22 protein-coding genes are annotated in these 25,655 nt (G+C 49.9%); 18 read left to right on the top strand and 4 right to left on the bottom strand.

All coding sequences use genetic code 11. The features are described from left to right. The first annotated feature begins 69 nt into the window (after positions 1 to 69). Positions 70 to 972, top strand: a complete 903-nt coding sequence (locus B9Y77_RS14625) for a flavodoxin (RefSeq protein ID WP_085492187.1) — start codon at positions 70 to 72, stop codon at positions 970 to 972. A 97-nt stretch (positions 973 to 1,069) separates the two neighbouring features. Beyond that, positions 1,070 to 1,663, top strand: a complete 594-nt coding sequence (locus tag B9Y77_RS14620; protein ID WP_085492186.1) for a fibrobacter succinogenes major paralogous domain-containing protein — start codon at positions 1,070 to 1,072, stop codon at positions 1,661 to 1,663. 106 nt (positions 1,664 to 1,769) lie between these two features. On the opposite strand, the gene B9Y77_RS14615 is transcribed toward B9Y77_RS14620, so the two are convergent. After that, the gene (locus B9Y77_RS14615) at positions 1,770 to 3,185 is read right to left on the bottom strand and encodes an endo-1,4-beta-xylanase (RefSeq protein WP_085492185.1); all 1,416 of its coding nucleotides are present in this window, start codon (positions 3,183 to 3,185) and stop codon (positions 1,770 to 1,772) included. A gap of 184 nt (positions 3,186 to 3,369) precedes the next feature. After that, the gene (locus tag B9Y77_RS14610; protein WP_085492184.1) at positions 3,370 to 4,587 is read right to left on the bottom strand and encodes a TraB/GumN family protein; all 1,218 of its coding nucleotides are present in this window, start codon (positions 4,585 to 4,587) and stop codon (positions 3,370 to 3,372) included. 147 nt (positions 4,588 to 4,734) lie between these two features. On the opposite strand from B9Y77_RS14610, the gene B9Y77_RS14605 reads away from it, so the two are divergent. The 12 genes from B9Y77_RS14605 to B9Y77_RS14550 all read left to right on the top strand — a co-directional run bounded on the left by B9Y77_RS14605 (position 4,735) and on the right by B9Y77_RS14550 (position 17,788). Then, on the top strand, positions 4,735 to 5,334 hold the full coding sequence (locus B9Y77_RS14605; RefSeq protein ID WP_085492183.1) for a hypothetical protein: 600 nt from the start codon (positions 4,735 to 4,737) through the stop codon (positions 5,332 to 5,334). 78 nt (positions 5,335 to 5,412) lie between these two features. Continuing rightward, positions 5,413 to 5,877: a hypothetical protein gene (locus B9Y77_RS14600; protein ID WP_085492182.1), complete on the top strand. Its 465-nt coding sequence runs from the start codon at positions 5,413 to 5,415 to the stop codon at positions 5,875 to 5,877. Positions 5,878 to 5,912: 35 nt separating this feature from the next. Continuing rightward, positions 5,913 to 6,581 carry a (d)CMP kinase gene (gene cmk / locus B9Y77_RS14595; protein WP_085492181.1) on the top strand — a complete coding sequence of 223 codons (669 nt, stop codon included), beginning with the start codon at positions 5,913 to 5,915 and terminating at the stop codon, positions 6,579 to 6,581. A gap of 36 nt (positions 6,582 to 6,617) precedes the next feature. Continuing rightward, positions 6,618 to 8,390 carry a 30S ribosomal protein S1 gene (locus B9Y77_RS14590; protein ID WP_085492180.1) on the top strand — a complete coding sequence of 591 codons (1,773 nt, stop codon included), beginning with the start codon at positions 6,618 to 6,620 and terminating at the stop codon, positions 8,388 to 8,390. A gap of 82 nt (positions 8,391 to 8,472) precedes the next feature. Next, a complete protein-coding gene (locus B9Y77_RS14585) occupies positions 8,473 to 9,570 on the top strand; it encodes an acyltransferase family protein (protein WP_085492179.1) in 1,098 nt (365 codons plus the stop codon). 44 nt (positions 9,571 to 9,614) lie between these two features. Further along, positions 9,615 to 10,973 carry a bifunctional phosphopantothenoylcysteine decarboxylase/phosphopantothenate synthase gene (locus tag B9Y77_RS14580; RefSeq protein ID WP_085492178.1) on the top strand — a complete coding sequence of 453 codons (1,359 nt, stop codon included), beginning with the start codon at positions 9,615 to 9,617 and terminating at the stop codon, positions 10,971 to 10,973. 9 nt (positions 10,974 to 10,982) lie between these two features. Beyond that, complete coding sequence (locus tag B9Y77_RS14575) at positions 10,983 to 11,939, top strand: uracil-DNA glycosylase family protein (RefSeq protein ID WP_085492177.1); 957 nt, start codon at positions 10,983 to 10,985, stop codon at positions 11,937 to 11,939. Positions 11,940 to 12,096: 157 nt separating this feature from the next. Next, entirely contained in the window at positions 12,097 to 13,524 is a 1,428-nt protein-coding gene (gene dnaB, locus B9Y77_RS14570) for a replicative DNA helicase (RefSeq protein WP_085492176.1), read from the top strand. A 9-nt stretch (positions 13,525 to 13,533) separates the two neighbouring features. Continuing rightward, positions 13,534 to 14,316 carry an MlaE family ABC transporter permease gene (locus B9Y77_RS14565; protein WP_085492175.1) on the top strand — a complete coding sequence of 261 codons (783 nt, stop codon included), beginning with the start codon at positions 13,534 to 13,536 and terminating at the stop codon, positions 14,314 to 14,316. Positions 14,317 to 14,324: 8 nt separating this feature from the next. Then, entirely contained in the window at positions 14,325 to 15,119 is a 795-nt protein-coding gene (locus tag B9Y77_RS14560; RefSeq protein ID WP_014545511.1) for an ABC transporter ATP-binding protein, read from the top strand. Positions 15,120 to 15,177: 58 nt separating this feature from the next. Continuing rightward, positions 15,178 to 16,383: a hypothetical protein gene (locus B9Y77_RS14555; protein ID WP_254900062.1), complete on the top strand. Its 1,206-nt coding sequence runs from the start codon at positions 15,178 to 15,180 to the stop codon at positions 16,381 to 16,383. A 154-nt stretch (positions 16,384 to 16,537) separates the two neighbouring features. Then, on the top strand, positions 16,538 to 17,788 hold the full coding sequence (locus tag B9Y77_RS14550; RefSeq protein ID WP_085492173.1) for a hypothetical protein: 1,251 nt from the start codon (positions 16,538 to 16,540) through the stop codon (positions 17,786 to 17,788). A 147-nt stretch (positions 17,789 to 17,935) separates the two neighbouring features. Here B9Y77_RS14550 and B9Y77_RS14545 read toward each other — a convergent pair whose 3' ends face one another. Further along, complete coding sequence (locus B9Y77_RS14545) at positions 17,936 to 19,372, bottom strand: alanine/glycine:cation symporter family protein (RefSeq protein ID WP_085492172.1); 1,437 nt, start codon at positions 19,370 to 19,372, stop codon at positions 17,936 to 17,938. A gap of 43 nt (positions 19,373 to 19,415) precedes the next feature. Further along, positions 19,416 to 20,633: an enoyl-ACP reductase FabV gene (fabV, locus tag B9Y77_RS14540; RefSeq protein ID WP_085492171.1), complete on the bottom strand. Its 1,218-nt coding sequence runs from the start codon at positions 20,631 to 20,633 to the stop codon at positions 19,416 to 19,418. A 245-nt stretch (positions 20,634 to 20,878) separates the two neighbouring features. Here fabV and gltX point away from each other — a divergent pair, with 245 nt between their 5' ends. From gltX to queA, 4 genes are read left to right on the top strand one after another with little or no spacing between them, the layout of a single operon-like run. Then, the gene (gene gltX / locus B9Y77_RS14535; RefSeq protein WP_085492170.1) at positions 20,879 to 22,339 is read left to right on the top strand and encodes a glutamate--tRNA ligase; all 1,461 of its coding nucleotides are present in this window, start codon (positions 20,879 to 20,881) and stop codon (positions 22,337 to 22,339) included. A gap of 13 nt (positions 22,340 to 22,352) precedes the next feature. Continuing rightward, positions 22,353 to 23,600, top strand: a complete 1,248-nt coding sequence (locus B9Y77_RS14530) for a BON domain-containing protein (RefSeq protein WP_085492169.1) — start codon at positions 22,353 to 22,355, stop codon at positions 23,598 to 23,600. Positions 23,601 to 23,618: 18 nt separating this feature from the next. Beyond that, positions 23,619 to 24,602, top strand: a complete 984-nt coding sequence (locus B9Y77_RS14525; RefSeq protein WP_073443078.1) for a helix-turn-helix transcriptional regulator — start codon at positions 23,619 to 23,621, stop codon at positions 24,600 to 24,602. Between the two features lie 2 nt (positions 24,603 to 24,604). Then, complete coding sequence (queA, locus tag B9Y77_RS14520) at positions 24,605 to 25,651, top strand: tRNA preQ1(34) S-adenosylmethionine ribosyltransferase-isomerase QueA (RefSeq protein WP_085492168.1); 1,047 nt, start codon at positions 24,605 to 24,607, stop codon at positions 25,649 to 25,651. The last annotated feature ends 4 nt before the right edge of the window (positions 25,652 to 25,655 follow it).

Below are 25,655 nucleotides of genomic sequence, written 5' to 3'. Positions count from 1 at the left end.
GATGTGAAAATTTTTCTTGCCCATTAAAATGGTTACCTTTTGTGTGTAAGGTTTTTATTGGAGGTACCTATGTCCCGTAAGTTTAAATTATCACTTGCAATGGCATCTGTTGTTGCTGTTTCGGCTATGTTTGCCGGTTGCAATGAAGAACAGCCCAAGGCTGAATCTAAAACGGCTCAGTCTGAAGTGCAAAATGCACCTGCGGTAAAATCTGCAAAGTCGGTGGTGGTTTATTATTCGCAGACGGGTGCCACAAAAAAGCTGGCGCAAATTTTCAAGAGCGCTCGCAATGCCGATGAATTTGAACTGACGCTTGCAAAACCGTACCCGTCCACTTACGATAGCACGATTGCTGCCGTCCGTGCAGAACGTGAATCTAAACAGTGGCCCGCTCTCGTGAATGCAAAACTCGATGTGGCAAAGTACGATACGGTGTTCATCGGTTACCCGATTATGTTTGGAACGTTCACTCCGCCGATTTACTCGTTTTTGGATGCTAATGATTTGAGTGGCAAGGTCGTGGTGCCGTTCTGCACTTACGGCAGTGGTGGTCGCAAGGCGAGTGCCGCAGAACTCAAGACTCTTGAACCGAACGCCAACGTGACGCTCGCTTACGGAATTTCTAACAAGCGAATCAATGCAGAAAAGGGCATTGAAACTGCAACTCGTGAGGTCGAAGGTTTCTTTGCAGACCTCGCAACGGGCAAGACCGATGAAATGCTCATGGGTGGGTATTCTGGACAGCGCCCGCTTACGGCTGACGATTCCGCAGCATTTGCCGAAGCAACGAAGGATTACGCTTACCTTAACTTGAAACCGCTCAGCGTCTCTTCGCAGGTGGTCGCAGGCATGAACTATCTCTTCGTTTGTGAAATGAAGGCTTTTGGTGGCCCGGCTACGCAGACGAACGTGAAAATTTTCAAGCCGCTCCCGGGTCAGGGCGAAGCCCAGCTCATCGCCGTAGAAAAGTAAATTTGTCATGCCCGCCACCGCGCGGGCGACTTTCTTTGTTTGTCATGCCCGTCCCGGAACAAGTCCGGGATGACAGGCGGGCATCCCCCTTAAAATCATGAATATGAATTATCTATCATCAGCTCTTGTCATTGTACTTGTCGCCTCTAGCGCATCTCTTGCAGCCCCCAAAGCAAAGAAAAACGAAATCAAGGACGCTCGCGATAAACAGAAATATCGCACCGTCGTCATTGACGGTCGCAAGTGGATGGCGGACAACTTAAACTACTCGATGCCCGGTAGCACTTGCTATAGGGAGGATGAAGATAATTGCATGGTTTACGGTCGCCTCTACACGTGGGAAGCCGCGCAAAAGGCATGCCCCGCAGGTTTCCATTTGCCGACGAATGAAGAATTTGAAAGTCTTTGGAAAGCTGCCGGTGGTGACTTCAATGCCGGTTACTTGATCAAGGCGAATTATGGTTGGTCCGGCGAAACTAATGGCAATGATACGCTCAAGTTCAGCGCGATGCCCGCCGGCAATATGTTCGACGATGGCACTTACGGCAATGAAAATAAGTTCGCGTTTTTCTGGAGCTCAAGCACCGAAGGGGGCGATGCTTCGGTCTGGTACCTCTCCTCAAAATCCATGGGCTTCAGCTACATGATGAAACCCAAAAATTTCGGGTTCTCCGTGAGATGCGTTGAATAAAATAAAACCGCGGCCTTAAAAAGGTCGCGGAATTTTCTTTTAAGGCGCGCATCTCGATTTGCATTTTAGCATCTCGCCGCGCATCTTGTTTAGCTCGTAGCTGTCTTTATTTTACGTTTACGCGTTGCACTATCTTGTTGCTCCCTGAGCGTATCTGTACTACGTAAAGCCCTTCGGCAATATCCTTCAAGTCCACCATTCCATTTTCGCTCTTGGTGCTGAACACGGGACGTCCTTGCATATCGAACAAGTCGACCTTTGCGGTCTTGGCGCTCGTTCCCGTTACGAACAGTGTGCGGCCAGCAACGTATGCGGACATCGTCGTTCTGCTAGTGATTTTTCCGATAGCGTCGGTGGAGTCCTTTTTCGTAGAATCCTTGACTGTTGAATCCTTCTTGATGGAGTCTTGTGCAACGGAATCCTGCTTGACAGAATCCTTCGGCGGTTCGTAAGTCTGGAGTCTTACCAAGATGCTGTCAAATGCCGGCTTCGGTTTCAAATTGTCGTCGTAGATAAGTCCTTTTTGTCTGTTCAGGCCGCCAAGCCAGCTCCATTTATCAGATACGCCCCAAATCAGATACGTGTCCGCATTCGGTTCTTCAAGAATGATGTCGAGGTATTGACGGAATGTTTGTCCCTGACGTTCAAGGTCGCTCTTACTGACATTGATGCCGCTCTTGAATCCGATATCGAGTTCGGTGATTTTCAGCTTGACATTGAGTTTTGCAAGTTCCTTGGCGAGGGAACGGAGGCTATCCGGCGAACCGATAAAGTGCTTGTCGGTGGTGGTGTCTTCCACATGCGTCTGGGAACCCACGCAATGGATAGGAATGCCGTTTGCAACCCAGCGCTTCACCTGCTCCAGCAAGAAGCCGGCCTTTGCTTTCGGATTGACTCCCTGTTCGAGATTGTAGTCGTTATAGCAGAGTTCTGCATCCGGGTCTACAGCGTGAGCCCATACGAATGCGGAGTCGATGAATTCCGGACCGATGCCCTGGTACCAAACGGAACCGGTGCGCCACTGGGGCTCGTTGTTGCTGATAGCTTCGTTCACCACGTCCCATTCGGCTACTTTGCCTTTCCAGTGCCCGACCACATTCTGGATGTGATTCTTGAGCACCTTGAGCAGTTTCTGCTTGTCGTTCTTGTAGTTGTTCACCCAGCCCGGAACTTGGCTGTGCCAGGCGAGGGCGTGGCCACGGACGCGCATGCCGTTTTGCTGTGCGTAACGGACCATCTTGTCGCCATTGTTGTAATTGAATCTTCCTTCTTGCGGTTCGGTGGCGTCGAATTTCATCTCGTTTTCGGCAACGACGATGTTGAATTGCTGCTTGTGGATTTGTTCGTAATTGCCGGGCAGGCCGCCGCCAAACCACTGCGAGTTCAGAATCGCTCCGATGTAGATGCCGTTTTTATCTGCAAGGGATCTTAATGTTTCGTCTGCAGCAAAGGTACTTGATATACCTGCGCCAAGAAGGGCTGCACCAAGTGCAATCCCTGAAAAAGTTTTCTTCAAACTCATTGCGTACTCCTTATTTGTTCTTATTAAAATATTTCCAAAAAGGAGAAACGGAACCTATGGTTCCGAAAATTAGCGTTGACTATTTGTCAGTAAAGATAAATTAACATAGTGCGGCGAGACCTCTGCGGTGCGACCTCTGCAGCGCGACTTTCTTTATGCGTCAGACCGCCACCCGCGGTTGGTCCTAAAATGCTTGATAAATCTTGAAAATTGCGAGAATTTTGCCGATGATGGCTGGAATGCCTGGGCACAAGAAGCAGAGGATGACTCTCGTCACACGGTTCTTCCACCAGCGCTTGACCTGCCAAATGTCGTCTGTTAGTGTTTCCATTTCAGACACGCGAGGCGGTCGCATGTAGACCTGCGTAAGTGCCGTGAAAAATCCGACGCCGATGAGCGGGGTAAGTCCTGTAAACGGAGCCATGACTAGTGCCACAAGTATGGTCAGCGGATGACCGCCGGCGATAATGGCGCCGAGCATAGCGCCACCGCCTGTGAGCATTGCCCACTGCAAACTCAGCTGCCCCGCCTTTTCGATGCCTGCGAAATAGCCGACGAGTACGATGCTTGCGATAATCGCGAGTGTAATGGACCAGCCGATAATCTTCCAAATGGCCGTTCCCTTCGGGATGACGGAAATCGATTCCTCGCTCGGGAGTTCCTTGTCTTCTTCGATAATGCCTGCGATGCCGCGCATGTGCCCTGCACCCACGACTGCAACAACCTTGTCGCCCGGAGCGTTCTTGATTTTGCTCGCGAGGAACTGGTCGCGTTCATCGATGAGTACTTGCTTCACTTCGGGGAACGTCTTGCCGAACTCCTGCATCATGGAGTTGAGGGCATCCTTTTCCTTGATCTTCTGGAGTTCTTCTTCGCTGATTTCGGTCTTGTCGAAAATGCTTGCGAAAAGTCCGCCCAAGAGGCTAAACTTGCGGTACCATGGCGTGCAAGCCCAGGTGCGCTTGAGCGTAATCTTGATATCGCGGTCAGCAAGGACGATAGGGATATTTTTCTCGTTGGCGAGGTCGACCGCTTCCTTGAGTTCGGAACCGGGCTTTACGCCTGTCTGTGCGCCCATGCGCTTTTGGTATGATCCAAGCACGAGGTTTGCGATGAGGGTCGCGAGCTGCTTTTTGCGTATGACGTCTTTCAAGTCTGTGTTCTTCCAGCGGTTTGGGTCCTGGATGGACTTGAGTCTGCCTTCGTCGAGCTCCACGCAAACGGTATTGGGGTTTTCCGTTTCGATGGTATCGTGGACGAGTTCCTTGGATACTTGCGAAATGTGGGCGGTACCGACAAGGATGATTTCCCTGTTATCCTTGGTGCGGATACGGTAAACGTCAGACTTTTCGCCCGTTACGGGTGCCTTGATTTCTTCAGACTGGGAATTAGATTCGTTCATACGGTAGACGTAATGTAGAAAAAGAACGTGGCAAATTGAGGAAAATGCCAAAAATGGGTACATTTTAAGGAAAAATGGAACATTTATTTGAATGTTTGTGATATTTATGTTTATATTTTGGTAGGATTTTTTTCGGAGGAGTACCCCATGAAAAAATTATTGGTTATTTTATCTGCTATTAGTTTGTTCCTTATGGGCTGCGCAGGCAGCGGTCCGAAGGACGAAGGCGAGGCTTTGGATAATGCCCTCGTATCTTTCACCTCTAGTGTCCAGAGCTCCCGTTGGCAGGATGCTCTTGCCTATGTGACCCCGGACGAAGCTCGCCAGATTGGCACCTCGGATGGCTACGAATTCTTGCCGGAATACCAGACTGCAGCAAGCCGTCTTCCGCTTTCTACGCTCCGCAAGGCTGGTCTTGGCGTCGATAGCGATGGTCGTCTCGTGGGCATCAAGGCTGTCATGGACGAAACCAACGAACGCTACAAAGTTTCCGAAGAACAGGCTAAGGTTGGCACGAACCTGAAGCAGATGGAAGATGACCGCATCAAGCGTCGCATCGAAGAAGGTCAGAAGATTCTTCAGGAAGAAGAAGCTACGGCTCACCAGGAACAGCAGGTTGAAGTTCTCACGAACCGCCTCACGGACGATGAAAAGCGCAAGTATGGCAGCACGGGTGAACTCCTTGCTCCGGAATCCACTCGTGAAGATGGTACTTCTGCTGAGTCCTATAACGGTGACTACAAGTAATTTTTCTTTTGGGTGATTCTTTTTTGTAGATTATATTCCCTCGACATCTTGTCGGGGGATTTTTTGTAGGAGCATGTGATGAATAGTCTTTTTGCTTTGATTCGGAATGTTGCTGGGCTGGGGCTTGCTGCTTTGGCTGTTTCTGCCTGCACCGATGGGTGGAGCGTTGGTCCCGATGACGGTGGTTCCTCTTTCAGCAGGCGATTCCACTATTATTATGAAGTGGACTGCCGTTATGATGCTTTTGATCAGCCATACGACTGCTCGGATACCTATTCCATGTCACCTTCCATGAGTGTTGACCTGCGGATTACACACGATGGCTATGCTACCCTTTGCGTCGATGATAATTGCTCCTACTATAACCCGCGCGATTACGATGTCGGTTACAATCATGGAACGCGCTATTACGATTTTGAGGGGAACTATACCCGCATGGTTGTCTATGCCGATGGCTCCGAAGTCGTCTTCATCAACTCTAACAAAAACGAAGCCTACTATTATTACTACGATAACCCGGACTATTACGATTATTACTATTGATTTATTGGCGCAATTTTCTATTTTTGTCCCCACTCATGAGTAATTCGGAAAATTTTGTTATCGCCCTTGATGGGGGCTCTGGCACAGGCAAGAGTACTACCGCAAAGATTATTGCAAAAAAATTGGGCATTACCTACCTCGACACTGGTGCGATGTACCGCGCCGTGACACTTGCCGCTCTCGATGCCGGTCTTTCCGCTGAAGAAGGCAAGGCTATGGACGAATTGCTCTCTAACCTCACACTCGGGTTTGATTCCGAAAACCGCATCCTCGTTAACGGTGTCTGCCGCGAATCTGAAATCCGTGGCATGCGCGTATCGAGCAACGTGAGCATCTACTGCGCCCTCCCGTCTGTCCGCGCCGCAATGACCAAGCAGCAGCGCGAAATTGGCAAGAAGCAGAGCTGCATTCTGGATGGTCGCGATATCGGAACGGTCGTTTTCCCCGATGCGAAGTACAAGTTTTTCATGGTGACGGACGTGAAGGTCCGCGCCGAACGCCGCTACAAGGAACTCCTTGAAAAAGGCGAAAAAGTTACCCTCGAAGAAGTCCTCAATAACTTGGTCGAACGCGACCGTCTGGACTCCTCTCGTGCGACCGCCCCGTTAAAGAAGGCGGACGATGCTATTGAAATTGACACTACACACATCTCAATCGAACAACAGGTTCAAAAGATTCTCGACTACGTAGGTGTAGTGGCGTAGCCTGAATCCTTTGTTACCACAACCCAATTAACTAATATGTCTCAAAATCTCAAATTCGGAACTCAAGAAGATCTCGAAGAAATTCTCGCCGCCCAGGGTGAATGCTCCCCGGACTTCCGCAAGGCTAACGCTGACGTCTATGCCGGCATGGGCTGCCTCGAACAGGGCAAGCTCGTCACGGGTAAGATCAGCCAGGTGAACGACCAGGAAGTTCTCGTCGACGTGAACTACAAGTCCGAAGGCGTTATTGATCGCGCCGAATTCAAGGATACTGATTCTCTCGAACTCGGTTCCGAAATCGAAGTGTTCGTCGAAAAGCTCGAAGACGAAGACGGTCGCCTCATCCTCTCCAAGCAGAAGGCTGACTTCGTTCGCGTGTGGGATCGCATCCACGCTGCATTCGAAAACAACGAAGTCGTACGCGGCACTCTCACGAAGCGCATCAAGGGCGGCGTTGTCGTCGACCTCTTTGGTATCGATGCCTTCCTCCCGGGCTCTCAGATCGACCTCCGTCAGATTCCGGACATCAACGCTCTTATCGGCCAGGAATTCGACCTCAAGGTTATCAAGGTCAACAAGGCTCGTCGCAACATCGTCGTTTCTCGCCGTGTTGTTCTCGAAGAAGAACGCAACAAGCAGCGTGGCGACGTTCTCGAAACTCTCGAGAAGAACCAGGTCCGCAAGGGTATCGTCAAGAACATCACCGACTTCGGTGCATTCATCGACCTTGGCGGCGTAGATGGCCTCCTCCACATCACCGACATGAGCTACAAGCGCATCAACCACCCGTCCGAAATGCTTCAGCTCGGTCAGGAAGTCGAAGTTATGGTTCTCGACTTCAACGACAAGAAGGAACGCATCTCTCTCGGCATGAAGCAGCTTAAGCCGCATCCGTGGAAGGATATCGCCGAACGTTATCCGGAAGGCGCTATCGTCAAGGGTAAGGTTGTTTCCATCACTGATTACGGTGCATTCGTCGAACTCGACAGCGGTGTTGAAGGTCTCATCCACGTTTCTGAAATGTCCTGGACCCAGCACGTCAAGCACCCGTCCAAAATCCTCACCGTCGGTCAGGAAGTCGAAGCTGTTGTTCTCAAGGTTGAAGAAGATGCAGAACGTATCTCTCTCGGCATGAAGCAGCTCGAATCTGATCCGTGGGATTCTATCGAAACCGAACTTCCGCCGGGCGCACGCGTCGTCGGTGAAATCCGCAACATCGCTTCCTTCGGCGCATTCGTCGAAATCAAGGAAGGTGTTGATGGCCTCATCCACGTCTCTGACATGTCCTGGACCAAGAAGATCACCCACCCGAACGAAATGGTCAAGAAGGGTGACAAGGTTGAATGCGTCGTGCTCGCCGTCGATAAGGAAAAGCGCCGCATTTCTCTCTCCATGAAGCACCTCACCGAAGACCCGTGGGATTCTATCGATTCCACCTACCCGGTTGACTCTGAAGTCAAGGGCAAGATCGTTCGCATGCTCGACCGCGGCGTCGTGGTTGAACTCGCTGACGGTATCGAAGGCTTTATCCCGGTCTCCAAGCTCACTGCTGAATACATCAAGGTTCCGGCCGATGCATTCAAGGTTGGCGACGAAGTTCCGGCTGTCGTGACCGAAATCGATCAGAACAACCGCAAGATCTACCTCTCCGTTGTTGACTACTTCAAGAACCGTGAATCCGCTGAACTCAAGGCTTGGATGGACTCCCACAAGCCGGGCGAAAACGGCACCACGATTGGCGACGCTGTTGCTCCGAAGAAGAAGGCTTCCAAGAAGAAGGCTGAAAAGTCCGAAGAAGCTGAAGCTTAATTTGGTTTTAAACTAAAGCTTAAAGGAATCCCGCAGGCAACTGTGGGGTTTCTTTTTTTAATTAGTTTGCTATTTTAACTTTATGCAAAAACGTATTCAAGAATTAGATGTTTTGCGTGTGTTGGCAATGTTGTTTGTGGTTACATACCATTTCGCATTGCAATATGTAGCAGAAGGTATCCCTTGCTTTAATTTGTTCTGCACAACAGTAAACTATGATTTTGGGAATATTGCTGTTACACTTTTTATAGCTCTTTCAGGAGGGCTACTTTATAAAAAGTATGGAACAATCGGTTTTTCTGAAAAAGGTGCTTTTAAAGAATTTTATATAAAGCGTTTCAAGACAATCTATCCGCCGTTTTGGATTTTGAGCCTTTATATTCCCTTGACGATGATCCGCCATTTTATGGCGGATGGCAACGTATTCTTTATGGGGCATCCGCTTAAGCTGTTGTTTACGATAGTGGGCTTTGATGGCTACGTTCGGCAGTATGGCGTTGATACTTATGTTTTTTGCGGTGATTGGTTTGTTGGGGCCATTGTACTTTTGTACTTATTGTTCCCGTTGCTTGCCAAGTGCTATCGTCATAGGCCTTATTTGACGTTGTCTACTCTTGCGGTGCTTTATTCTTGTCAATACTTGATTCCTGCAGAATATGATGATGTGTTTGGTGCCTTACCTGTGACTTTATCTTTGAAATTTTGCGTCGGTTTTATGCTGGTCGAAAACTTGGATCGTTTAAAAGATTTGCGACTCGTTTTGGTTTCGGCTGTAGTGTTTGTTGTGCTCACGTTTGTCGATATCCCCGGTCGAATCAATACAGATTGCTTGGGGACTATCGCCGCCCTTGCTCTGTTTGTGGTGGTATTATATATAGCCCCGTTCCTGTTGCGTTTTAGGACGCTTCGTCTTCCTGTTCAAAAACTCGCGAAACTTTCTTATTGCGTGTTTTTAGTGCAACATGTGGGCATTGTATGGGCACAAATGGCTTTTATCAAGATTTTCGAAAGAATGCACTGGAACTTTACGGAATGGAATGTTATGGTGCTGCTGTGCCTGACTTTTGCCGTCATATTTTTAGCATCATGGATATTAAAGCGGATTAGCGATACTATTGTGAAGTTCTTTACTTTCAGTAATGATTTTAATAAGAAATCTCTAATGACTATTGACCAATGACTATTAACTAAGCTATTTCTCTTTATTTTTCTATCTTGCATTTCATGAATCTTGCTGGAAAGAAAATCCTTCTTGGAGTCTCGGGCGGAATTGCCGCCTACAAGTCTTGTGAACTTTTGCGCCTGTTGCAAAAGAAAGGCGCCGAAGTGCGTGTCTGCATGACTGAAGCCGCCACACAGTTCGTTGCCCCGCTTACGTTTGCAAGCCTCTCCAAATGCCCGGTTTACTTGAAGAACGGCGCCGTCGAAGCGCGCCCTTTCCAACACATCGATTTCCCTCGTTGGGCGGATATGTACCTCGTCGTTCCAGCGACCGCAAATGTCATTGGAAAGTTTGTCTATGGTATTGCCGATGACCCTGTGAGCCTTTGCTTTATGAGCTGCACGGGTCCGCGTTTTATCGCCCCTGCGATGAATGTTGCGATGTTCAATTCTCCGGCAGTCAAGCGCAACCTTGAAACGCTCCGCAGTTTTGAAAATACGTTCGTGATGGATAGCCCGGCGGGCGAGCTTGCTTGTGGTGAAGTCGGCAAAGGCCGCCTCCTCGATCCTGCCGAAATCGTGGAATATCTGGAAGGTGCGAGTGTCATGCCGGACTCCGTTCCGGCATCGCCTATTTCATCTGCGTCAAATTCGTCATTGCGAGCGGAGTATAACAGAGCGAAGCAATCTCCTGCCGCGCAGTACCTTCAAGAAACCGCCTTGCAGGACCTTCCTGCATCCGGTGAACGCGTGCGCCGCGTCCTCATCACAGCGGGTCGCACGGAAGAAGCTATTGACCCGGTGCGCTACATTTCGAACCGTAGTAGTGGAAAGACTGCCGTTGCAATTGCTGCGACGTTCCTGGCGAATGGTTTTGATGTAAGCGTTGTCGCTGGTCCGATGGAAGCTGAATTCCCCGGCGCCGTCCATGTGACAAGAATCAAGAGTGCTTGTGACATGCACAAGGCGGTTCTTGAACAGATGAAAAATGCCGATGTGCTCGTGCATTGCGCCGCCGTGGCGGATTATCGCCCGAAGGTGACCGCTACCGAAAAAATCAAGGATAGCCGTAGCCAGCTCGTCTTGGAACTCGAACCGAATCCGAACATCTTGCGCGATAGCGTCGCTCAAAAGCGTGCTGACCAAATCATTGTCGGTTTTGCGCTAGAAACGGACCACTTTAAGGAACATGCGGCTGAAAAGCTTAAAAAGAGCGGTGCCGATGCACTTCTCCTCAACGCTCCCGTGGCAGCAAACAGCGGTTTCGGTTTTGACGAAGTCCGTTACACCTTGATCCGCGCGAACTCTCGCAATGCACAAAACGCTGCCGAGGTTGAAATTCCCGAGATGAAGATGGGCTCCAAAATCGATCTCGCTCAAGAAATTGTAGATTTTAGCCTTGATCAGTTAAAGAACGCTTAGAGGAACGGTATGCCCGAAGAATTTGATTTTAGCGAACTTCGCAAATATCTGCAAGGCCAAATGGACATGGGCGAGGAGGACTTGCTCCTTGATGAACCGTGGACATTGACTCGTAAAAAGTCCGCCGTTCCTGCTGGGGCTCCGCGCCCAGCTAATCCGATGCCGCAAATGCGCCCGGCAAATCCGGCTCCATTCCCGCAGCCGTCTCAAACGACCGCCCCGAAGAACCCCGCTCCGTTCCCATCTGCGGCGCAGTCTGCTTTCCAGGCTCCCGCGCAGCCCGCTTTTCAGCAGTCCGCGTTTCAACAGTCTGCATTTGGCGCTCCCGCACAACCTGCGCCTTCTCCGCGTCCGGCCCCGGCGCCAAAGCTCGATGCAGGCCTCACCATTGCCCCGCGCGCCGTCAAGAAGACGACTGCCGCGTACGAACTCGCCGATTCCATCGGCGCCTTCTACGATGCGCTCAAGACCGACGCACTTTACGCGCGTGCCGCGAATGTTGTTCGCTACGAAGGCCCGGAGCACCCGCGCCTTCTGATTCTCCTTGCCGCTCCGAAGCCCGGCGAATCTACAGACAAATTCTTCCAGTCTCCGACTGGCGAGATGCTTGTGCGTTTGTTCGGAAGCCTCGGTTACGCCCCGGAAACCCTTGGAGTTACGTATTTCTACAAAGATGCTCCGCGAGCACTATCTCCGATCCTGCTCGCCTCGCTCCGTCGAATGCTAACAAAGGAACTTTCCTTTATCGCCCCCGAAATCATGATTACCTTTAGCGAGCCGCTTTTCTACGATGTGTTCAGCAAGGGCAAGAACTTCAACGAACTCGCAGGAACAGCGCTTGATTTCAATGGCACAAAGACTGTATCGCTTGTCGATGCCTACGCGATGACGACGGACAAACAGCTCAAATGGCTCACGTGGAAGGTGCATATCCCGCGCAGCGGGCTTTTCACCGCCGCCAAGTAGCTTGCGCATTCCTTTCGCGCTTCCCGCGCACTCTCGCTTTGCGATGTCATGCCCGCCACCGAGCGGGCTTCTCCATTTTATCCCCTTTTTGCCTTATTTTGGGCATCTTCCCAAAAATCAATGTAAATTTTTATTGTATATTTAAATCGGTATAGTTATGTCTGAAGAAAATAATTCCAAGTCGTTTGAAGGTCGTCAAATGCCCGCCGATGTTGAGGCGGAGCGCTGCCTGTTGGGCGGTATTTTGCGTGATCCCGAAGTGATGGGCACCGCAGTTATGGCCATCAGTGACGATGACTTTTTCTACATGGAACGTCATCAGTTGATTTGGAACGCACTTTGCAGTTTGAACAAGGCGGTTACACCCATCGATCCCGTGACACTTTCGGCGGAACTCACGAAGATGGGGAAGCTCGACATTGTCGGTGGCCGTGAATACATTTTTGAATTGATGGAATCCGTCGCATCGTCGGCGAATGTTCCGTGGCAGTTGGAACACCTCCGTAGCAAGGCGGTGCTCCGCAAGCTCATCCGCACGTCTTCCGATATTATTCGCCAGGCGATGGATCCTGCTTCGACGCCGGATAACGTGCTTCAAGATGCCGAACGCGATATCTTTGCGATTGCCGATAACCAGGTGCGCAACACCTTAAAGTCTATCGACAACTTTGTGGCGCCTCTTCTGGAGCGCATCAACAACCGCAGGGAAGGCGGCATTACGGGCGTGCCTACAGGTATTACGGAACTGGATGAACTTACGAACGGTCTCCAGAATTCCGACTTGATTATTCTCGCTGCCCGTCCGGGTGTCGGCAAAACGTCTTTCGCTATGACCGTTGCTGCAAACGCAGCCATTCGCTACGGCAAGAACGTCGCGTTCTTCAGCTTGGAAATGGACGGCATCCAGCTTGCCCAACGTCTGCTCTGTTCGCAGGCGCAGGTCGACCAGAGTAGGCTCCGCAACGGTAAGCTCAACTCCGATGAAATCAAGAAGATTATCGCCGCCGTGACTCCGATTAACCAGGCTCCGCTGTTTGTCGATGACAACGCCGACCTCGGTATCATGGAACTCATGAGTAAGGCGCGTCAGCTCAAACACAAGGGCCACCTCGACCTCCTCATCATCGACTACTTGCAGTTGATGAAGACCGGCAAGGAAGAAAACCGCGCTGTCGCTATCGGTGCGATTTCCCGTGGCCTCAAGATCTTGGCAAAGGAACTGAGCATTCCGGTCATTGCACTCGCTCAGCTCAGCCGTAAAGTCGAAGAAAAGGGCCGTGAACGCCCGCAGCTTTCGGACTTGCGTGAATCCGGTTCTATCGAACAGGACGCCGACATGGTGTGGTTTGTGGAACGTCCGTTCGTGCAGACGCATAAGGACGAAGACCGCTACAAGGCAACGCTCATTGTGGCTAAGCACCGTAACGGTTCTGTGAAGGATATCGACATGAGCTTCGTGCCGGAATACACGACGTTCTACGATGCAACCGACCAGCAAGGCATGGAAGGTGGCGACGAAGATTATCAGTATGGTTCAGATGACGATGGTGGTGGACCGCAGGTTGCCGACTTTGGCAGTTTTTAAGGAAGTGCTATGACGTTGATTCTGAAACCGATAACTTGGATAGGACAAAAGATTGTCGATACAATCGCTGCTGTAGGCGAGTGTATTTGCATCCTGTTCATTACGATCAAGCAGTTCCGCTTTGTGCACAAGAATCCGTCACTCATCGTGAAGGAGATGATTTCTGTTGGCGTTTCCTCGCTCCCGCTTTTGTTTGTGACGTCCATCTTTACGGGCATGGTTGCAACTATCATGGCGGAATTCGAATTCCACAATCTCGTATCTGACAAGTTTGTGGGGACGGCCGCCTGCAAGATGGTGCTTATTGAACTTGGACCGCTCCTTACGGCTATTGTGCTTTCGGGGCGAGTGGGGAGTGCCGTCGCTGCTGAGCTTGGTTCCATGAAAGAGAAAGAAGAGCTTTCTGCATACGTGGTGCTCGGGCTCGACCCGTACCGCTACCTCGCGATGCCGCGCTTCTTTGCGTTCTTGACGATGATTCCGTGCCTGACCGCCATATCCAATGCGCTTGCGCTGATTGGTGGCTGGATTGTCTGTGTGCTTGCTTTGGATATCACGACCTACACCTATTCGACCGGTATGCAGTACCTGTTCAGCAATATGGACTTGTGGGCGGGGATTATTAAATCGATTGTGTTTGGTACAATCATCTTTGTATTGGCTTATTACCACGGGACGCACTCCAAGCCCGGGGCTCATGGCGTGGGACTTGCAACGATGAGTGTTGTTGTGGCGAGTTGCCTTATGATTTTGGTTTCTGACTTTATTCTTGATGCGTTCATGTTCTTCTAGAGGTTGTTATGCCGAATGTAAAAATCGATCCGAATGATATTGCGATTCGACTCAAGGGGCTCAAGAAGTCCTTTGGCCCTCAGACGGTTCTTGAAGACGTGAACCTCGACATCCGTCGTGGCGAGACGATGGTCATCATCGGTAAGTCTGGCGGAGGCAAGTCCGTGATTCTTAAGCACATGATTGGACTTTTGCAGCCGGATGGCGGTGAAGTGACTGTCGATGGCGTGACGATCAGTACGCCGCAGTTCTTCGATACGCGTACCATCCGCCGCAAGATGGGTATGTTGTTCCAAATGGGCGCCTTGTTTGACTCCATGGATACAGGCGAAAATATCGCCTTTGCTCTCCGTGAACATCATCCCGAACTCTCTGAAGCCGAGATCCAGAACGTGGTGACCGAAAAGCTCCAGATGATCAACCTCGTACCGTCTTTCCGTACAAAGATGCCTTCCGAACTTTCGGGTGGTATGCGTAAGCGTGTGGCGCTTGCGAGAGCTATTGCTCTGAATCCGGAAATTCTTTTGTACGATGAACCAACAACGGGCTTGGACCCGATTACGAGTGACGTGATTAACGACCTTATTCTCGATATGCAGAGCAAGCTCGGGGTTACGTCTGTCGTGGTGACGCACGACATGGTAAGTGCATTCAAGGTGGCTGACCGAATTGCCATGCTCTTGAATGGTCGAATCATCGAGGTGGGGACCGTCGATGAAATCAAGAATACAAGCAACCCGTATGTGCACCAGTTCATTACGGGCCAGCGCAAAATTTCGGTGGACGGGGAATCGCAAGAATAAAAGAGTGGGGAAAATTATGGATAGGAAAAAATTAATACCGTTATTTCTTTCATCAGCGATGTTGCTCCTTTGGGCTTGTGCCGAAGGCGATATCATGAAAGCCGATGATAGTGATGAAATGATTGCTTCTAAGAGCGATCAGAATTCTAAAAATGCTATAAGCGATGAAGAATTTTTGCAACCTTATTTGGACTACTGCAATAGCAAGGAAGGCAAGAAAAAGGGGTGCGAAGCAGAGATTATAAAAAGCAGTAGCTCGAAGAAGGATGAAAAGAGCAGTGCTTCGAAAGAGGAGTCTAGCTCTTCGAAGGTTAATTCTTCCAGCTCCGGCAAGGGCTCTAGCAGCTCTGCAAAATCTTCTAGCTCCGGTAAGGGCTCTAGCAGCTCTACAAAGTCTTCCAGTTCTGGCAAGAGCTCTTCTAGCAGTGAACCGGCTCCAGTTGTTTCGGGCAAGTGCGACTTGATCAAGCCCGATGTTGTTCATGTCGGTGACGAGATTATTTGGCGATATCTGCCCGATGATAATTCCATTGGTTCTGCCAAGTACGAATGGGATGTGAACTATGAAGTCGAAAAGAGCATTCTCGACGGTGAACTGACGGGTGTTGGTCTGCCTGAACTTATGGTCAAGTTTACGACGAAGGGGCTGAAGTATGGTCCGACGCTGACCTTCGATGGCATTGAATTTGATTGTGAAAACCTCACCGTGGTCGATATTGGTGACGATCCTGTTTCGTCGTCCTCTGTCGCTGAATCCTCCTCTTCTAAGAAAGAATCCTCTTCTTCTTCGGCACCGAGATCTTCTTCAAGCTCCACGCCTATGGGCTATTGTGCCGTAAGCAAGCACGAAATCTTTGTCGGTGAAACTGTTGATTGGTACATCGTCGATAGTGAAGGAAATGAACTTGAAGGAAGGTATAACTGGTTTGACTTAGGTATTTCCGGTGAACTTGTAGAAGGTGAAAAGTCTGGAAAGGGCTCGACTCGAATTACGGTGAGATATACCCAGCCAGGTACTTCTATCTATCCTATGGGGTATTGGAATGGTAAGTATCAGATAGATTGCTCTCGTAATGAGCTTGATGAGGGAAATCTTGATCCTTTACTTGTCATTAAAGCCAAGGTAGAAAGTTCATCCTCTTCTGAGGAGGAACTGGAAGAAAGCTCTTCTTCGACGACAACGCCTAGATCGTCTTCTAGCTCTAAAGCAACCACTTGTGCAGAAGATCCGACCCTCCCAGGTTGCGAGTCGATTGATTTCTAAAAGTGTTAAAATACACATTGCTGTATAATTAATTTTACAAACGTCTCGGAATCATAATCCGGGGCGTTTTTTTGTGAAAATCCTCAATAAAAAACACTTACAGTATTTGCATATTGGGGGATTTTAATTTATTTTTCGCCTAAGAGGTTTTTTTATGAATAAAAAGATTTATGGAATGATGGCTTTGGGTATTGCCACAGGTTTCTGGGCATGCGGAAGTGGTGATATTCTTCAGCTGAATGGCGGCGATGAAATTATGAACATTCCGATGGGCACTGAAAACGATGGTGCTGTTATCACGGACCGTATGACAGAAGCTAATTGCCCGGAATGCTTTGCTGGTGGCATGCCATCTAGTTCCTCGAAGAAAGTTGTGGTTACATCTAGCAGTTCTTCGCCTTCTGTTTCCCAGTCTTCTTCTTCTCAGAAGACGGTTAGATCTTCTTCTTCTAGGAATCCGGTTTTGAGTTCTTCTAGTGCTTATGTACCTCCTACCCCGGGTTCATCGACGAGTGTGTCTTCAAGTAGTGCAAAGTCTGGTGCCGGTCAAATTGGTACTTGCGCTCCGCTTAAGTCTACTTATGAAAAAGACGAAGCTGGTGGAAGTACTGGCGTCACATGGAAGTTTACTCGTGACCCGTCTGTTGCCGCAACTCAGTTGATTAGTGCTTCGTTCAACTGGAGCTTTGAAGGCGCAACACCTGATAAGGCTTCTGCAACAGGTGCTAACGGTCTTTCCCAGAGCGTTAAGTATTCGACCTCTGGTCCGCATACGGCAAAGGTTGCTATTAGCATTGGCGCTGCTGTATATCAGGTGGATTGCTCTCCGGTTCAGGTCAATGGCGAACCGATTACAGGTTGTAAGTGCGCTGTTGAAGCTGGGTCTGTTGACTATACCGCAGGCACTCCGGCAAAATGGTCTGTCACGGGCTGCACCACTGGTGCCGGTTTGAACCTCGCTTATGAATGGAATGGCGTTCCTGGTGAAACTACTTATGAACAGACTTTCGAAGCTGCAACTTTAGCCTATACTCCGGTACTCAGAGTCGCTAACGATGATAATACGATCATTGATGTGACTTGCCCGGCTGTGAAGGTTACTGAAGGTCCTGAATATAAAATTACTTCGACTCAGGATAAGGTTAATTTCGTCAAGGCTGGTAGCTATGCTGTCGTTGGTAATTTGCCTGCAACTTGGCACAATGCTGACAAGACTTGCACGCTCGTTTGCCAGAGCAAGCAGGAATTCGCATTGTCCTTCGATGAAATTGAAGTTGCTGGTTTCAACTACGTTTCGATTCCCTCCAAGCTGCAGGTGGAGCATACGATTAATGGTTATACAATCCCTGTAGTTGTGACTACGGTGGCTCCGGGTGATACCGTTTCTTGCGGTGTTAACTGGTAACTCTTAATAAATTCAATAAAAAAGACCTCCCATCCGGGAGGTCTTTTTGTATGCTTCGTTGCTTATAAAAAGGAAGCCCGCTTTCGCGGGCCATCATATTAGCGTCTAATAATCAATAACTATTGACTAAAGACCAAAGACCAATGACTACTCTTTATCTCCCTTGAACTTAGCAAGGAACGTCTTTGTTTCGTTTGCTACAATTCCAGAGAGAAGGATAAGTGCAATGAGGTTCGGGAATGCCATCAAGCCGTTGAAGATGTCTGCGCTAGTCCAGACCGCGCTTACCGTGAGGTACGGTCCAATGAAAATCGCGAAGATGTAGAGCCAGCGGTAGGTGAGTATTGCCTTCTTGTCCCTGCGGCCAATTAAGTACTGCAAGCACTTTTCAGAGTAGTAGGCCCATCCGAGAATCGTCGTGAAAGCGAAGAACACGAGAGCCGTGGCAAGGAAGTACGGTGCAATCACGGCGCCGCCCGGGATAATGGCAAGGCCGCGGGAGAACGCTTCCATCGTGATGTTCACGCCTTCGAGCCCGAGCTTCGGATCCCAAGCACCCGAGACCACAATGGCAAGGCCCGTCATCGTACAAATGATAATCGTATCGAAGAACGTGCCTGTCATGCAGACAAGGCCCTGACGCACAGGTTCCTTTGTCTTTGCTGCGGCCGCAGCAATAGGTGCAGAACCGAGGCCCGCTTCGTTACTGAAAATGCCACGAGCGATACCTTTTTGCATCGCAACAAAGATAGAACCGACAACGCCGCCAGTGACTGCAGACGGATTGAACGCTGCCTTCACAATCGTTTCGATGGCAGAAGAAATGTGCGAGAAGTTGAGGAGCAAAAGGAGAATGCAGGCAATGATGTAGATGATTGCCATGATGGGGACAATGTACATCGAGACTTTTGCAATGCGCTTGAGACCGCCGATGATGACGGTTGCCGCAAAGATCGTAACGAGGAGGCCTGCGATTGCTGTGGTGACGCTCACGGAGTTGCCGCCGATGTTGACAAATTCAGCGGCGTTCGGGGTGAGGCGAGCCATGGCGCTCGTGATGCCATTGACCTGCGTGATGGTGCCAATGCCGAGGAGGCCTGCGCACATACCGAAGATGGCAAAGATCACGGCGAGCCATTTCATGTTCCAGCCGAAGCGTTCCTTGATACCCGTTTCAATGTAATAGAACGGACCACCGAGAACCTTGCCTTCCTTATCGACTGTGCGGTACTTGACGGCGAGCAAGCCTTCGGCATACTTTGTTGCCATGCCGAGGAATGCGGCGACTTCCATCCAGAAGAGGGCGCCAGGGCCACCGGTGCCGATTGCGGTTGCCACACCGACGATGTTACCCGTACCGATTGTGGCGGCGAGAGCCGTGCAGAGCGCTCCGAAGCTGGATACTTCGCCTGCGCCGTCTTTTTCGCTGTGCGCCATGAAGCGGAGTGCGTTGTGCAAGTTCATGACCTGCAGACAGCCGAGACGGATGGTGAGGAGGATGCCTACAAAGAGGATGATGACAATGAGGGGAACGCCCCAGACGTACCCATCGATAGCATCGAGAATGGAATTGAGAGTTTCCATAAATAATCCTTGATGTTAAGGGGTTTTGCCCCAAAAATAGAAACTATATGCTAGTTAGCGTTTTGACATCCGCCTCGTAGTCCACTCCATCAATATCGAAACCGTTTGTCGCGAGAAAATCGTGGCGGTATCCTTCGAGGTCACCCACTTCGGCGAGGTTCTCTTGCGTGACTGTTGCCATGCGCTTGTCCACTTCTGTCTGGACTTTCGGATCCAATTCATAATCGTCGATGCGGATGAGGTGATTCTCGTCCGTCGGGACTTTGGAACCCGTATAAAGTCTTTCGGTCATCAAGCGTTCCATCTGTTCGATGCAGCCCTCGTGATTTCCCATTTCCTTCATGACCTTGAAGAGCACGGAAATGTACATCGGGATGATGGGAATGACGGCGCTAGAGCGCGTGACAAGTCCTTTGTTCACAGAGACATAGGCTTCGCCGTGGAGGTCGTTTTGCAATTCCTTGTGGAGTTCCTGTGCGGTTGCTTCGAGATGCTTCTTGGCGCCACCGATTGTACCGTCGCGGTAGATGGCGTGCGAAAGTTTCGGGCCGATATATGAATAAGCGACGGTCTTCACGCCTTCGGCGAGAACGCCTGCCTCCTTGAGCTTGCGTACCCAAAGCGCCCAGTCTTCACCGCCCATGACTTTGACTGTATTGGCGGCTTCTTCGGCGGTGGCGGGTTCTGCGCTGATGGTACTGATTTTTCCGCTGAGGCAGTCAATCGTGGCGCCTGTGAATACTTGACCAATCGGCTTCAAGACGCTGCGGTAGATTGTTCCGTTGTCTGGATCAACGCGCACGGAGCTTGCGACGCTGTATACGAGTAAATCGACTTTCTTGCCCATCTTCTTGAGTGTGTCGATAACGTTTTGGCGCATTTCGTGCGAGAACGCGTCACCGTTGAACGTCACGGCATCTAGGCCCGCTTCTTTTGCGAACTTGTCAAAAGCCATGTTGTTGTACCAACCCGGCGTACCTGTCTTTTCGCGGGATTCCCCGATTCCACCGTCGGAGCCTTCCTTTTCGAAAGAAACGCCGATAGTTGTGGCTTTGTAGCCAAATGCGGCAACAATGCGGCTTGCAAGTCCGTAACCGGTAGAGCAACCGAGGACGAGAACGGTCTTCGGTGCATCGGCAGGAATGCTGCGCGTAGTGAACTTCTTTTCGATAAATTCAATTTGGTGTTTGACGTCGGCAGCGCAGCCCTTCGGGTGGGCGTTAATGCACATGTTGCTGCGGATCAACGGTTTAATAATCATAATGACTCCTATTTTGACGCCCGCAACTTAGCAATTAACAGGAGACTCCGCTGGTTTCTTGATAAAAAAGAACTTCTAGAAAAGTAACTTTGTAATATCGCCGTAGTATTTTTGGAAGTAAATTGGGCCCGCGAACAGTTAAGCCATCCAATATGGAGCTTAATTGCAAAGATTCAATTTAATTTTATACGACTCAATTTGCTATTTTTTGTCATAAAAGAAAATATGGATTTAAAGAGGAATCTATGACTGAAAAAAGTCCTGTCCGTGTACGCTTTGCTCCGAGCCCCACGGGTTATTTGCATGTCGGTGGCGCACGTACGGCAATCTACAACTACTTCTTTGCAAAACACATGGGTGGCACGTTCTACCTGCGCATTGAAGATACTGACCGTAAGCGCTATAACGAAACCGCTCTCCACGACTTGATGCGCGACCTCAAGTGGCTTGGCCTCCAGTGGGATGAAGGTCCGGGTTGCGAAGGTAACTGCGGTCCGTACTTCCAGAGCGAACGTCTGGACATCTACCATCGCGAAATCAAGAAGCTCTTGGATGCCGGTTGCGCTTACTACTGCTTCTGCACGGAAGAGCGTCTGCAGGAAGTCCGTGCCGAACAGGAAAAGTCCCATGTGCCGGTGACCGGTTATGACCGCCACTGCCGTAACATTAGTCGCGAAGAAGCCGAGGCTCGCATTGCCGCCGGCGAAAAGGCTGTAATCCGCTTCAAGGTGCCCGAAACGGGCGTCACCGAATTCGATGACATGATTCGTGGTCACATCAGCTACCAGAACGAACTTCTGGATGACCTCGTGCTCATCAAGCGCGATGGTTACCCGACTTACCACTTCGCAAGCGTTGTCGATGACCACTACATGGGCACGACGCATGTGCTCCGCGGTGATGAATGGATCAGCTCCACGCCGAAGCACGAACTCTTGTACAAGGCCTTTGGCTGGCAGCCGCCTGTTTGGTGCCACCTGCCGGTGATTCTCGACAAGAACGGCGGTAAGCTTTCCAAGCGCAAGGGTGCCGCTTCTGTCGGTGACTTCCGCGACCTCGGCTACTTGCCGGAAACGCTCGTGAACTACCTCGCGCTCCTCGGCTGGAATCCGGGTGATGATCGCGAAGTGATGAGCGTCAAGGAAATGATTGATTGCTTCACGCTCGAACGCATTAACCCGAAGTCCGCAAGCTTCGACGAAAAGAAGCTCCAGTGGATGAACGGCCAGCACATCCACATGTGCGATGACGAATTCCTCAAGGGTATCATGGTCGAAGGTCTCAAGGCTATGGGCGTTGATACGAGTGCCGAACCGAACGAACGCTTGCTCGAAATCGTAAAGCAGCTCAAGCCGCGTGCGCATTTTGTGCAGGACCTCGCTACGATGGCTAAGTACTTCTTTGTCGCTCCGACGGAATACGACGAGAAGGGTGCGAAGAAGCATTTCGGCGAAGGCTCCAAGGAAATCGCAACGCTTGTGCGCAACATGCTCGCCTCCATCGAAGACTTCAAGACTCCGGTGATTGAGAAGGGCTTCTACGACCTCGCCGAACGCTGCGGTCACAAGGTAGGTGAACTGGTGGGCGCTCCGCGCCTTGCCGTGTCCGGCGTGACTGCTGGTCCTGGCCTCTGGGAACTTTTCGAAATTATCGGTAAGGAAGAAGTGCTCCGCCGCATCGACGTTGCACTCCCGCTGATGAAATAAGCTCGATTAAAAAATGCGTCAGTATTTCCCTTACAGATTGTACTCGCAGCTGCTGTACTGCCGGCAATGCCAGCAGGCAGTTCGCCATGACGTCTGCGCCATGGACGAGTACACGACGTATGGGGGAATGGAACGCGGTATCCCGTTGCTTTGTGTTTGTACTCATTGCGGAACGTATCATGTGGCTTTCTCGCAGGAATTTGCGTTTTGCCATAAGGATGATCCGCAATCCGAGTATGCAAAGGTCTACGGACACAATCGAATTTTCCCGGGCGATTGGCTCTACTTTGACGGGGCTGCACGCCCTTGTGTCGTCAAGAGTTTTTTCCAGACTAGGGATAAGGAAGTTGTCGTCTATAAAAAAGGACCTGAGGATGCAAAGTACGAGGGACCAAAAATTCCGATAGACCATGAGGTGTCGCCCGAAGGTTATCGGTTATTGCCTGCCCAGTGTGTGAACACGTTGCTGGGGGACCATGTCTACCATGTCATCCGCAAGCAGTTTGGTATTGCCATTGGAGTCGTCAAAGACGAAACCAAGGACAAGCTTGTGGTGAAGATGGATGACGGATTAATCGTCTTTATGAGCTATCCGCGTTATGCGGAAAATCCGCCGAATCAAGAAGTTGTTTCTGTTGTGCGTAAGCACCTGGAACTTTTGTCGGATGGGCTTAGTGAAGAGGTTTCCGTTGAAGCGGGGCAGGGAATTGTCTATTTGCGTGGCTTTGTAGAAAGCCTTGCGACAAAGCGAAAAATACAGACCAAAATTGGTGAAATTGCGGGACTGCGCGGTTGTGTGAACATGGTTCGCGTCCGCAAGAATTCCAAGGTTTCCGACGAGGACTTGGAACGACAAATTTGGGATGTTTTGGATGATATTGCTCATCCGATTTTCAAGTACAGTGTCAAGGTAAAATCTGGCGCTGCAAAGGTGACGTTCTATTACGAAGATGAAGTTTATCCCGATGAACTGAGGTCTCGTATTGAATGTATTCCTGGCATAGTCTCATTGAATATGCATGGAACTGCGATTCTAAAAAAGAATCTCGGTAAAAAGGACCTTTGCCAGAAAATTATGGATAAGCTTGCGTCATACCGCTTCTTGAAAAATTCGTTTGTTCATGTTACGTACGTGGGCAAGCGTTTCTTGGTCGAGGGGCGTGTGGGCAATATTGCTCAGAGAGAGTTTGCGCTATTGGCTGTTGCTGGTTTTGCGCGGTCGGTAGCGGTGGGTAACCGTCTAAGAATTTTAAAAACTTAGGAAAAAGAGGAGTGAAAAATGGCTACAGGATATGAAAAGATAAATAAGATTAAATGTAAGCTTCGTGTGCCGATGACGGTGTCGATGCTTGCACAGGCGATGGATTGCGGACCGAGAACTATTTTCCGCCATTTAAATGCACTAGAACAGGAAAACTGCGGTCTCCATAAGTTCAAAAAGGATGGCGAAACTTTTTACGTTATTCAAACCGAACAGAAGGTGGACTTTAACCAGAAAATCGTCAAGCAACTTGAGAAGTTGAAAAAGACGATGAACGATACAACGCCTTTGGACTTGAAAAACCGTAAGCTCATCGATAGCGTTATTTCGTCCATGCAGACAACGGACCCGGATGGATTCAAGGCTGAAGCGATTACGCTTGACCCGAACTACATTATGGATTACGGTCCGTTCTGCGACCATAAGGCTCAAGATACGATGGTATCAAAGCTTTTGTCTGCAATTCGCGAAGGCTTCAAGATTCGCATTGTGTACAGAAGCACAAACGAAGAAACGGAAAAGAAGACCATTGAAGTTTGCCCGATTAAGCTTGTGATGCGTATTGATACGCTTTATCTGATTGCTGCCGATGAAACGTATGCCGAAACGCATATCTTTAAAAATTATCTTGTCGAAAATATCATGAGTGTGGTCCAGACGAATAACTGCGCCATGACACTTCGCGAACCGTTCTGCGTTTATGAACACTACAAGTATGCTTTTGGAAAGTATGTTTCCAAGGAAGACCCGCAAACGGTGACACTCCTTATCAAGACGGGCTGGCTTAAGACTCAGTTTAATAAGTCCCGTTTCTCTCCGGCTGCCGAAATCACCGAAGATAAAGACGGCAATATGATTGTGACGCTGAAGCTCCGCTTGACTCCGGACTTTAAAACATGGCTGTTTGGCGTGCTTCCGGATGTGAAAATTCTGAAGCCGGAATCTCTGCGCACAGAAATGATTGAAAAATTGAAAAATACATTGAAGGACATGAAGGCGTAGTAATGGATTACCGTCTTTCTGATTACAACTTTGAATTCCCGAAAGAATTAATTGCCTCCCGTACAGCGGGCAAGGGCAAAACTCATATTCTGTACTGCCCCAAAAATGGCGGCGAACGCCGCATCATGAAGGCTCCTGAAATTGTCGACCTGTTCCGCCCAGGCGATTGCCTCGTGGTAAACAATACCAAAGTGATTCCTGCTCGCTTGTATGGCGAAACGCAATTTGGCGGTCAGGTCGAAGTCCTCTTGGTGCAGGCGTTAAATCCGTCCGAAGCAGGCGAGGCCCGCTTTGAAGCCAAGGTGCATCCGGGCAAGGCTTTCCAGGTTGGACGTGAACTCAAGCTTGCAGGTGTGCGCACGTTTGTGGAAGAAGTTCATGAAGAAGACGGCAACCGCGTTCTCCGTTTTGAAAAGACTCCCGCCGAGATGGAAGAGGTCATGAACAAGGAAGGGCACGTTCCGCTGCCGCCTTACATTGACCGCCCCGACGACGAAGACGATAAGAAAGCGTACCAGACCATTTTTGCAAAGTATGCTGGCGCTGTGGCGGCACCGACCGCAAGCCTCCACTTTAGCGAACAAATGCTCGAAGACTTGAAGGCAAAAGGCGTCTATGTTGCTGAAGTCACGCTCCATGTAGGACCGGGAACGTTCCAGAACATCTCTGTCGAAGATTTCACGCAGCACAAAATGCACGGCGAACATTACGAGCTCACTAAGGAAAATGCCGACATCATCAACAAGGCGAAGCGCGAAGGCGGCCGCATTGTAACGGTCGGTACGACGAGTACGCGCGTGATTGAAACGGTCGCCGATGCAAACGGGTTCTTGAAACCGCAAAAGGGCGTGACCTATGCGTTCTTCTACCCAGGATACAAGTACAAGATCGTGGATGGTCTCTTAACCAATTTCCATTGGCCCAAGAGCTCTCTCATCTTGCTCGTGTCGGCATTCTATGGTCGTGAAAACACGCTTGACGCATACAAAATGGCCGTAGAGAACAAGCTTAAATTGTTCAGCTACGGCGACGGAATGTTGATATTGTAAGGGG

This window comes from Fibrobacter sp. UWB13 (assembly GCF_900177805.1).
Lineage (GTDB): Bacteria > Fibrobacterota > Fibrobacteria > Fibrobacterales > Fibrobacteraceae > Fibrobacter.
The sequence above is the reverse complement of the archived record's forward strand: the minus strand, read 5'-3'. Positions and strand labels throughout refer to the sequence as shown.

Coding starts and splice junctions, on each gene's coding strand:
- B9Y77_RS14575 (WP_085492177.1), top strand. CDS start 10,983: ATGCCCGAAGAATTTGATTTTAGCGAACTTCGCAAATATCTGCAAGGC.
- B9Y77_RS14625 (WP_085492187.1), top strand. CDS start 70: ATGTCCCGTAAGTTTAAATTATCACTTGCAATGGCATCTGTTGTTGCT.
- B9Y77_RS14590 (WP_085492180.1), top strand. CDS start 6,618: ATGTCTCAAAATCTCAAATTCGGAACTCAAGAAGATCTCGAAGAAATT.
- B9Y77_RS14615 (WP_085492185.1), bottom strand. CDS start 3,185: ATGAGTTTGAAGAAAACTTTTTCAGGGATTGCACTTGGTGCAGCCCTT.
- B9Y77_RS14620 (WP_085492186.1), top strand. CDS start 1,070: ATGAATATGAATTATCTATCATCAGCTCTTGTCATTGTACTTGTCGCC.
- B9Y77_RS14610 (WP_085492184.1), bottom strand. CDS start 4,587: ATGAACGAATCTAATTCCCAGTCTGAAGAAATCAAGGCACCCGTAACG.
- fabV (WP_085492171.1), bottom strand. CDS start 20,633: ATGATTATTAAACCGTTGATCCGCAGCAACATGTGCATTAACGCCCAC.
- B9Y77_RS14555 (WP_254900062.1), top strand. CDS start 15,178: ATGTTGCTCCTTTGGGCTTGTGCCGAAGGCGATATCATGAAAGCCGAT.
- B9Y77_RS14600 (WP_085492182.1), top strand. CDS start 5,413: ATGAATAGTCTTTTTGCTTTGATTCGGAATGTTGCTGGGCTGGGGCTT.
- B9Y77_RS14550 (WP_085492173.1), top strand. CDS start 16,538: ATGAATAAAAAGATTTATGGAATGATGGCTTTGGGTATTGCCACAGGT.
- queA (WP_085492168.1), top strand. CDS start 24,605: ATGGATTACCGTCTTTCTGATTACAACTTTGAATTCCCGAAAGAATTA.
- B9Y77_RS14605 (WP_085492183.1), top strand. CDS start 4,735: ATGAAAAAATTATTGGTTATTTTATCTGCTATTAGTTTGTTCCTTATG.
- B9Y77_RS14545 (WP_085492172.1), bottom strand. CDS start 19,372: ATGGAAACTCTCAATTCCATTCTCGATGCTATCGATGGGTACGTCTGG.
- B9Y77_RS14560 (WP_014545511.1), top strand. CDS start 14,325: ATGCCGAATGTAAAAATCGATCCGAATGATATTGCGATTCGACTCAAG.
- gltX (WP_085492170.1), top strand. CDS start 20,879: ATGACTGAAAAAAGTCCTGTCCGTGTACGCTTTGCTCCGAGCCCCACG.
- B9Y77_RS14580 (WP_085492178.1), top strand. CDS start 9,615: ATGAATCTTGCTGGAAAGAAAATCCTTCTTGGAGTCTCGGGCGGAATT.
- B9Y77_RS14585 (WP_085492179.1), top strand. CDS start 8,473: ATGCAAAAACGTATTCAAGAATTAGATGTTTTGCGTGTGTTGGCAATG.
- dnaB (WP_085492176.1), top strand. CDS start 12,097: ATGTCTGAAGAAAATAATTCCAAGTCGTTTGAAGGTCGTCAAATGCCC.
- B9Y77_RS14525 (WP_073443078.1), top strand. CDS start 23,619: ATGGCTACAGGATATGAAAAGATAAATAAGATTAAATGTAAGCTTCGT.
- B9Y77_RS14530 (WP_085492169.1), top strand. CDS start 22,353: ATGCGTCAGTATTTCCCTTACAGATTGTACTCGCAGCTGCTGTACTGC.
- cmk (WP_085492181.1), top strand. CDS start 5,913: ATGAGTAATTCGGAAAATTTTGTTATCGCCCTTGATGGGGGCTCTGGC.
- B9Y77_RS14565 (WP_085492175.1), top strand. CDS start 13,534: ATGACGTTGATTCTGAAACCGATAACTTGGATAGGACAAAAGATTGTC.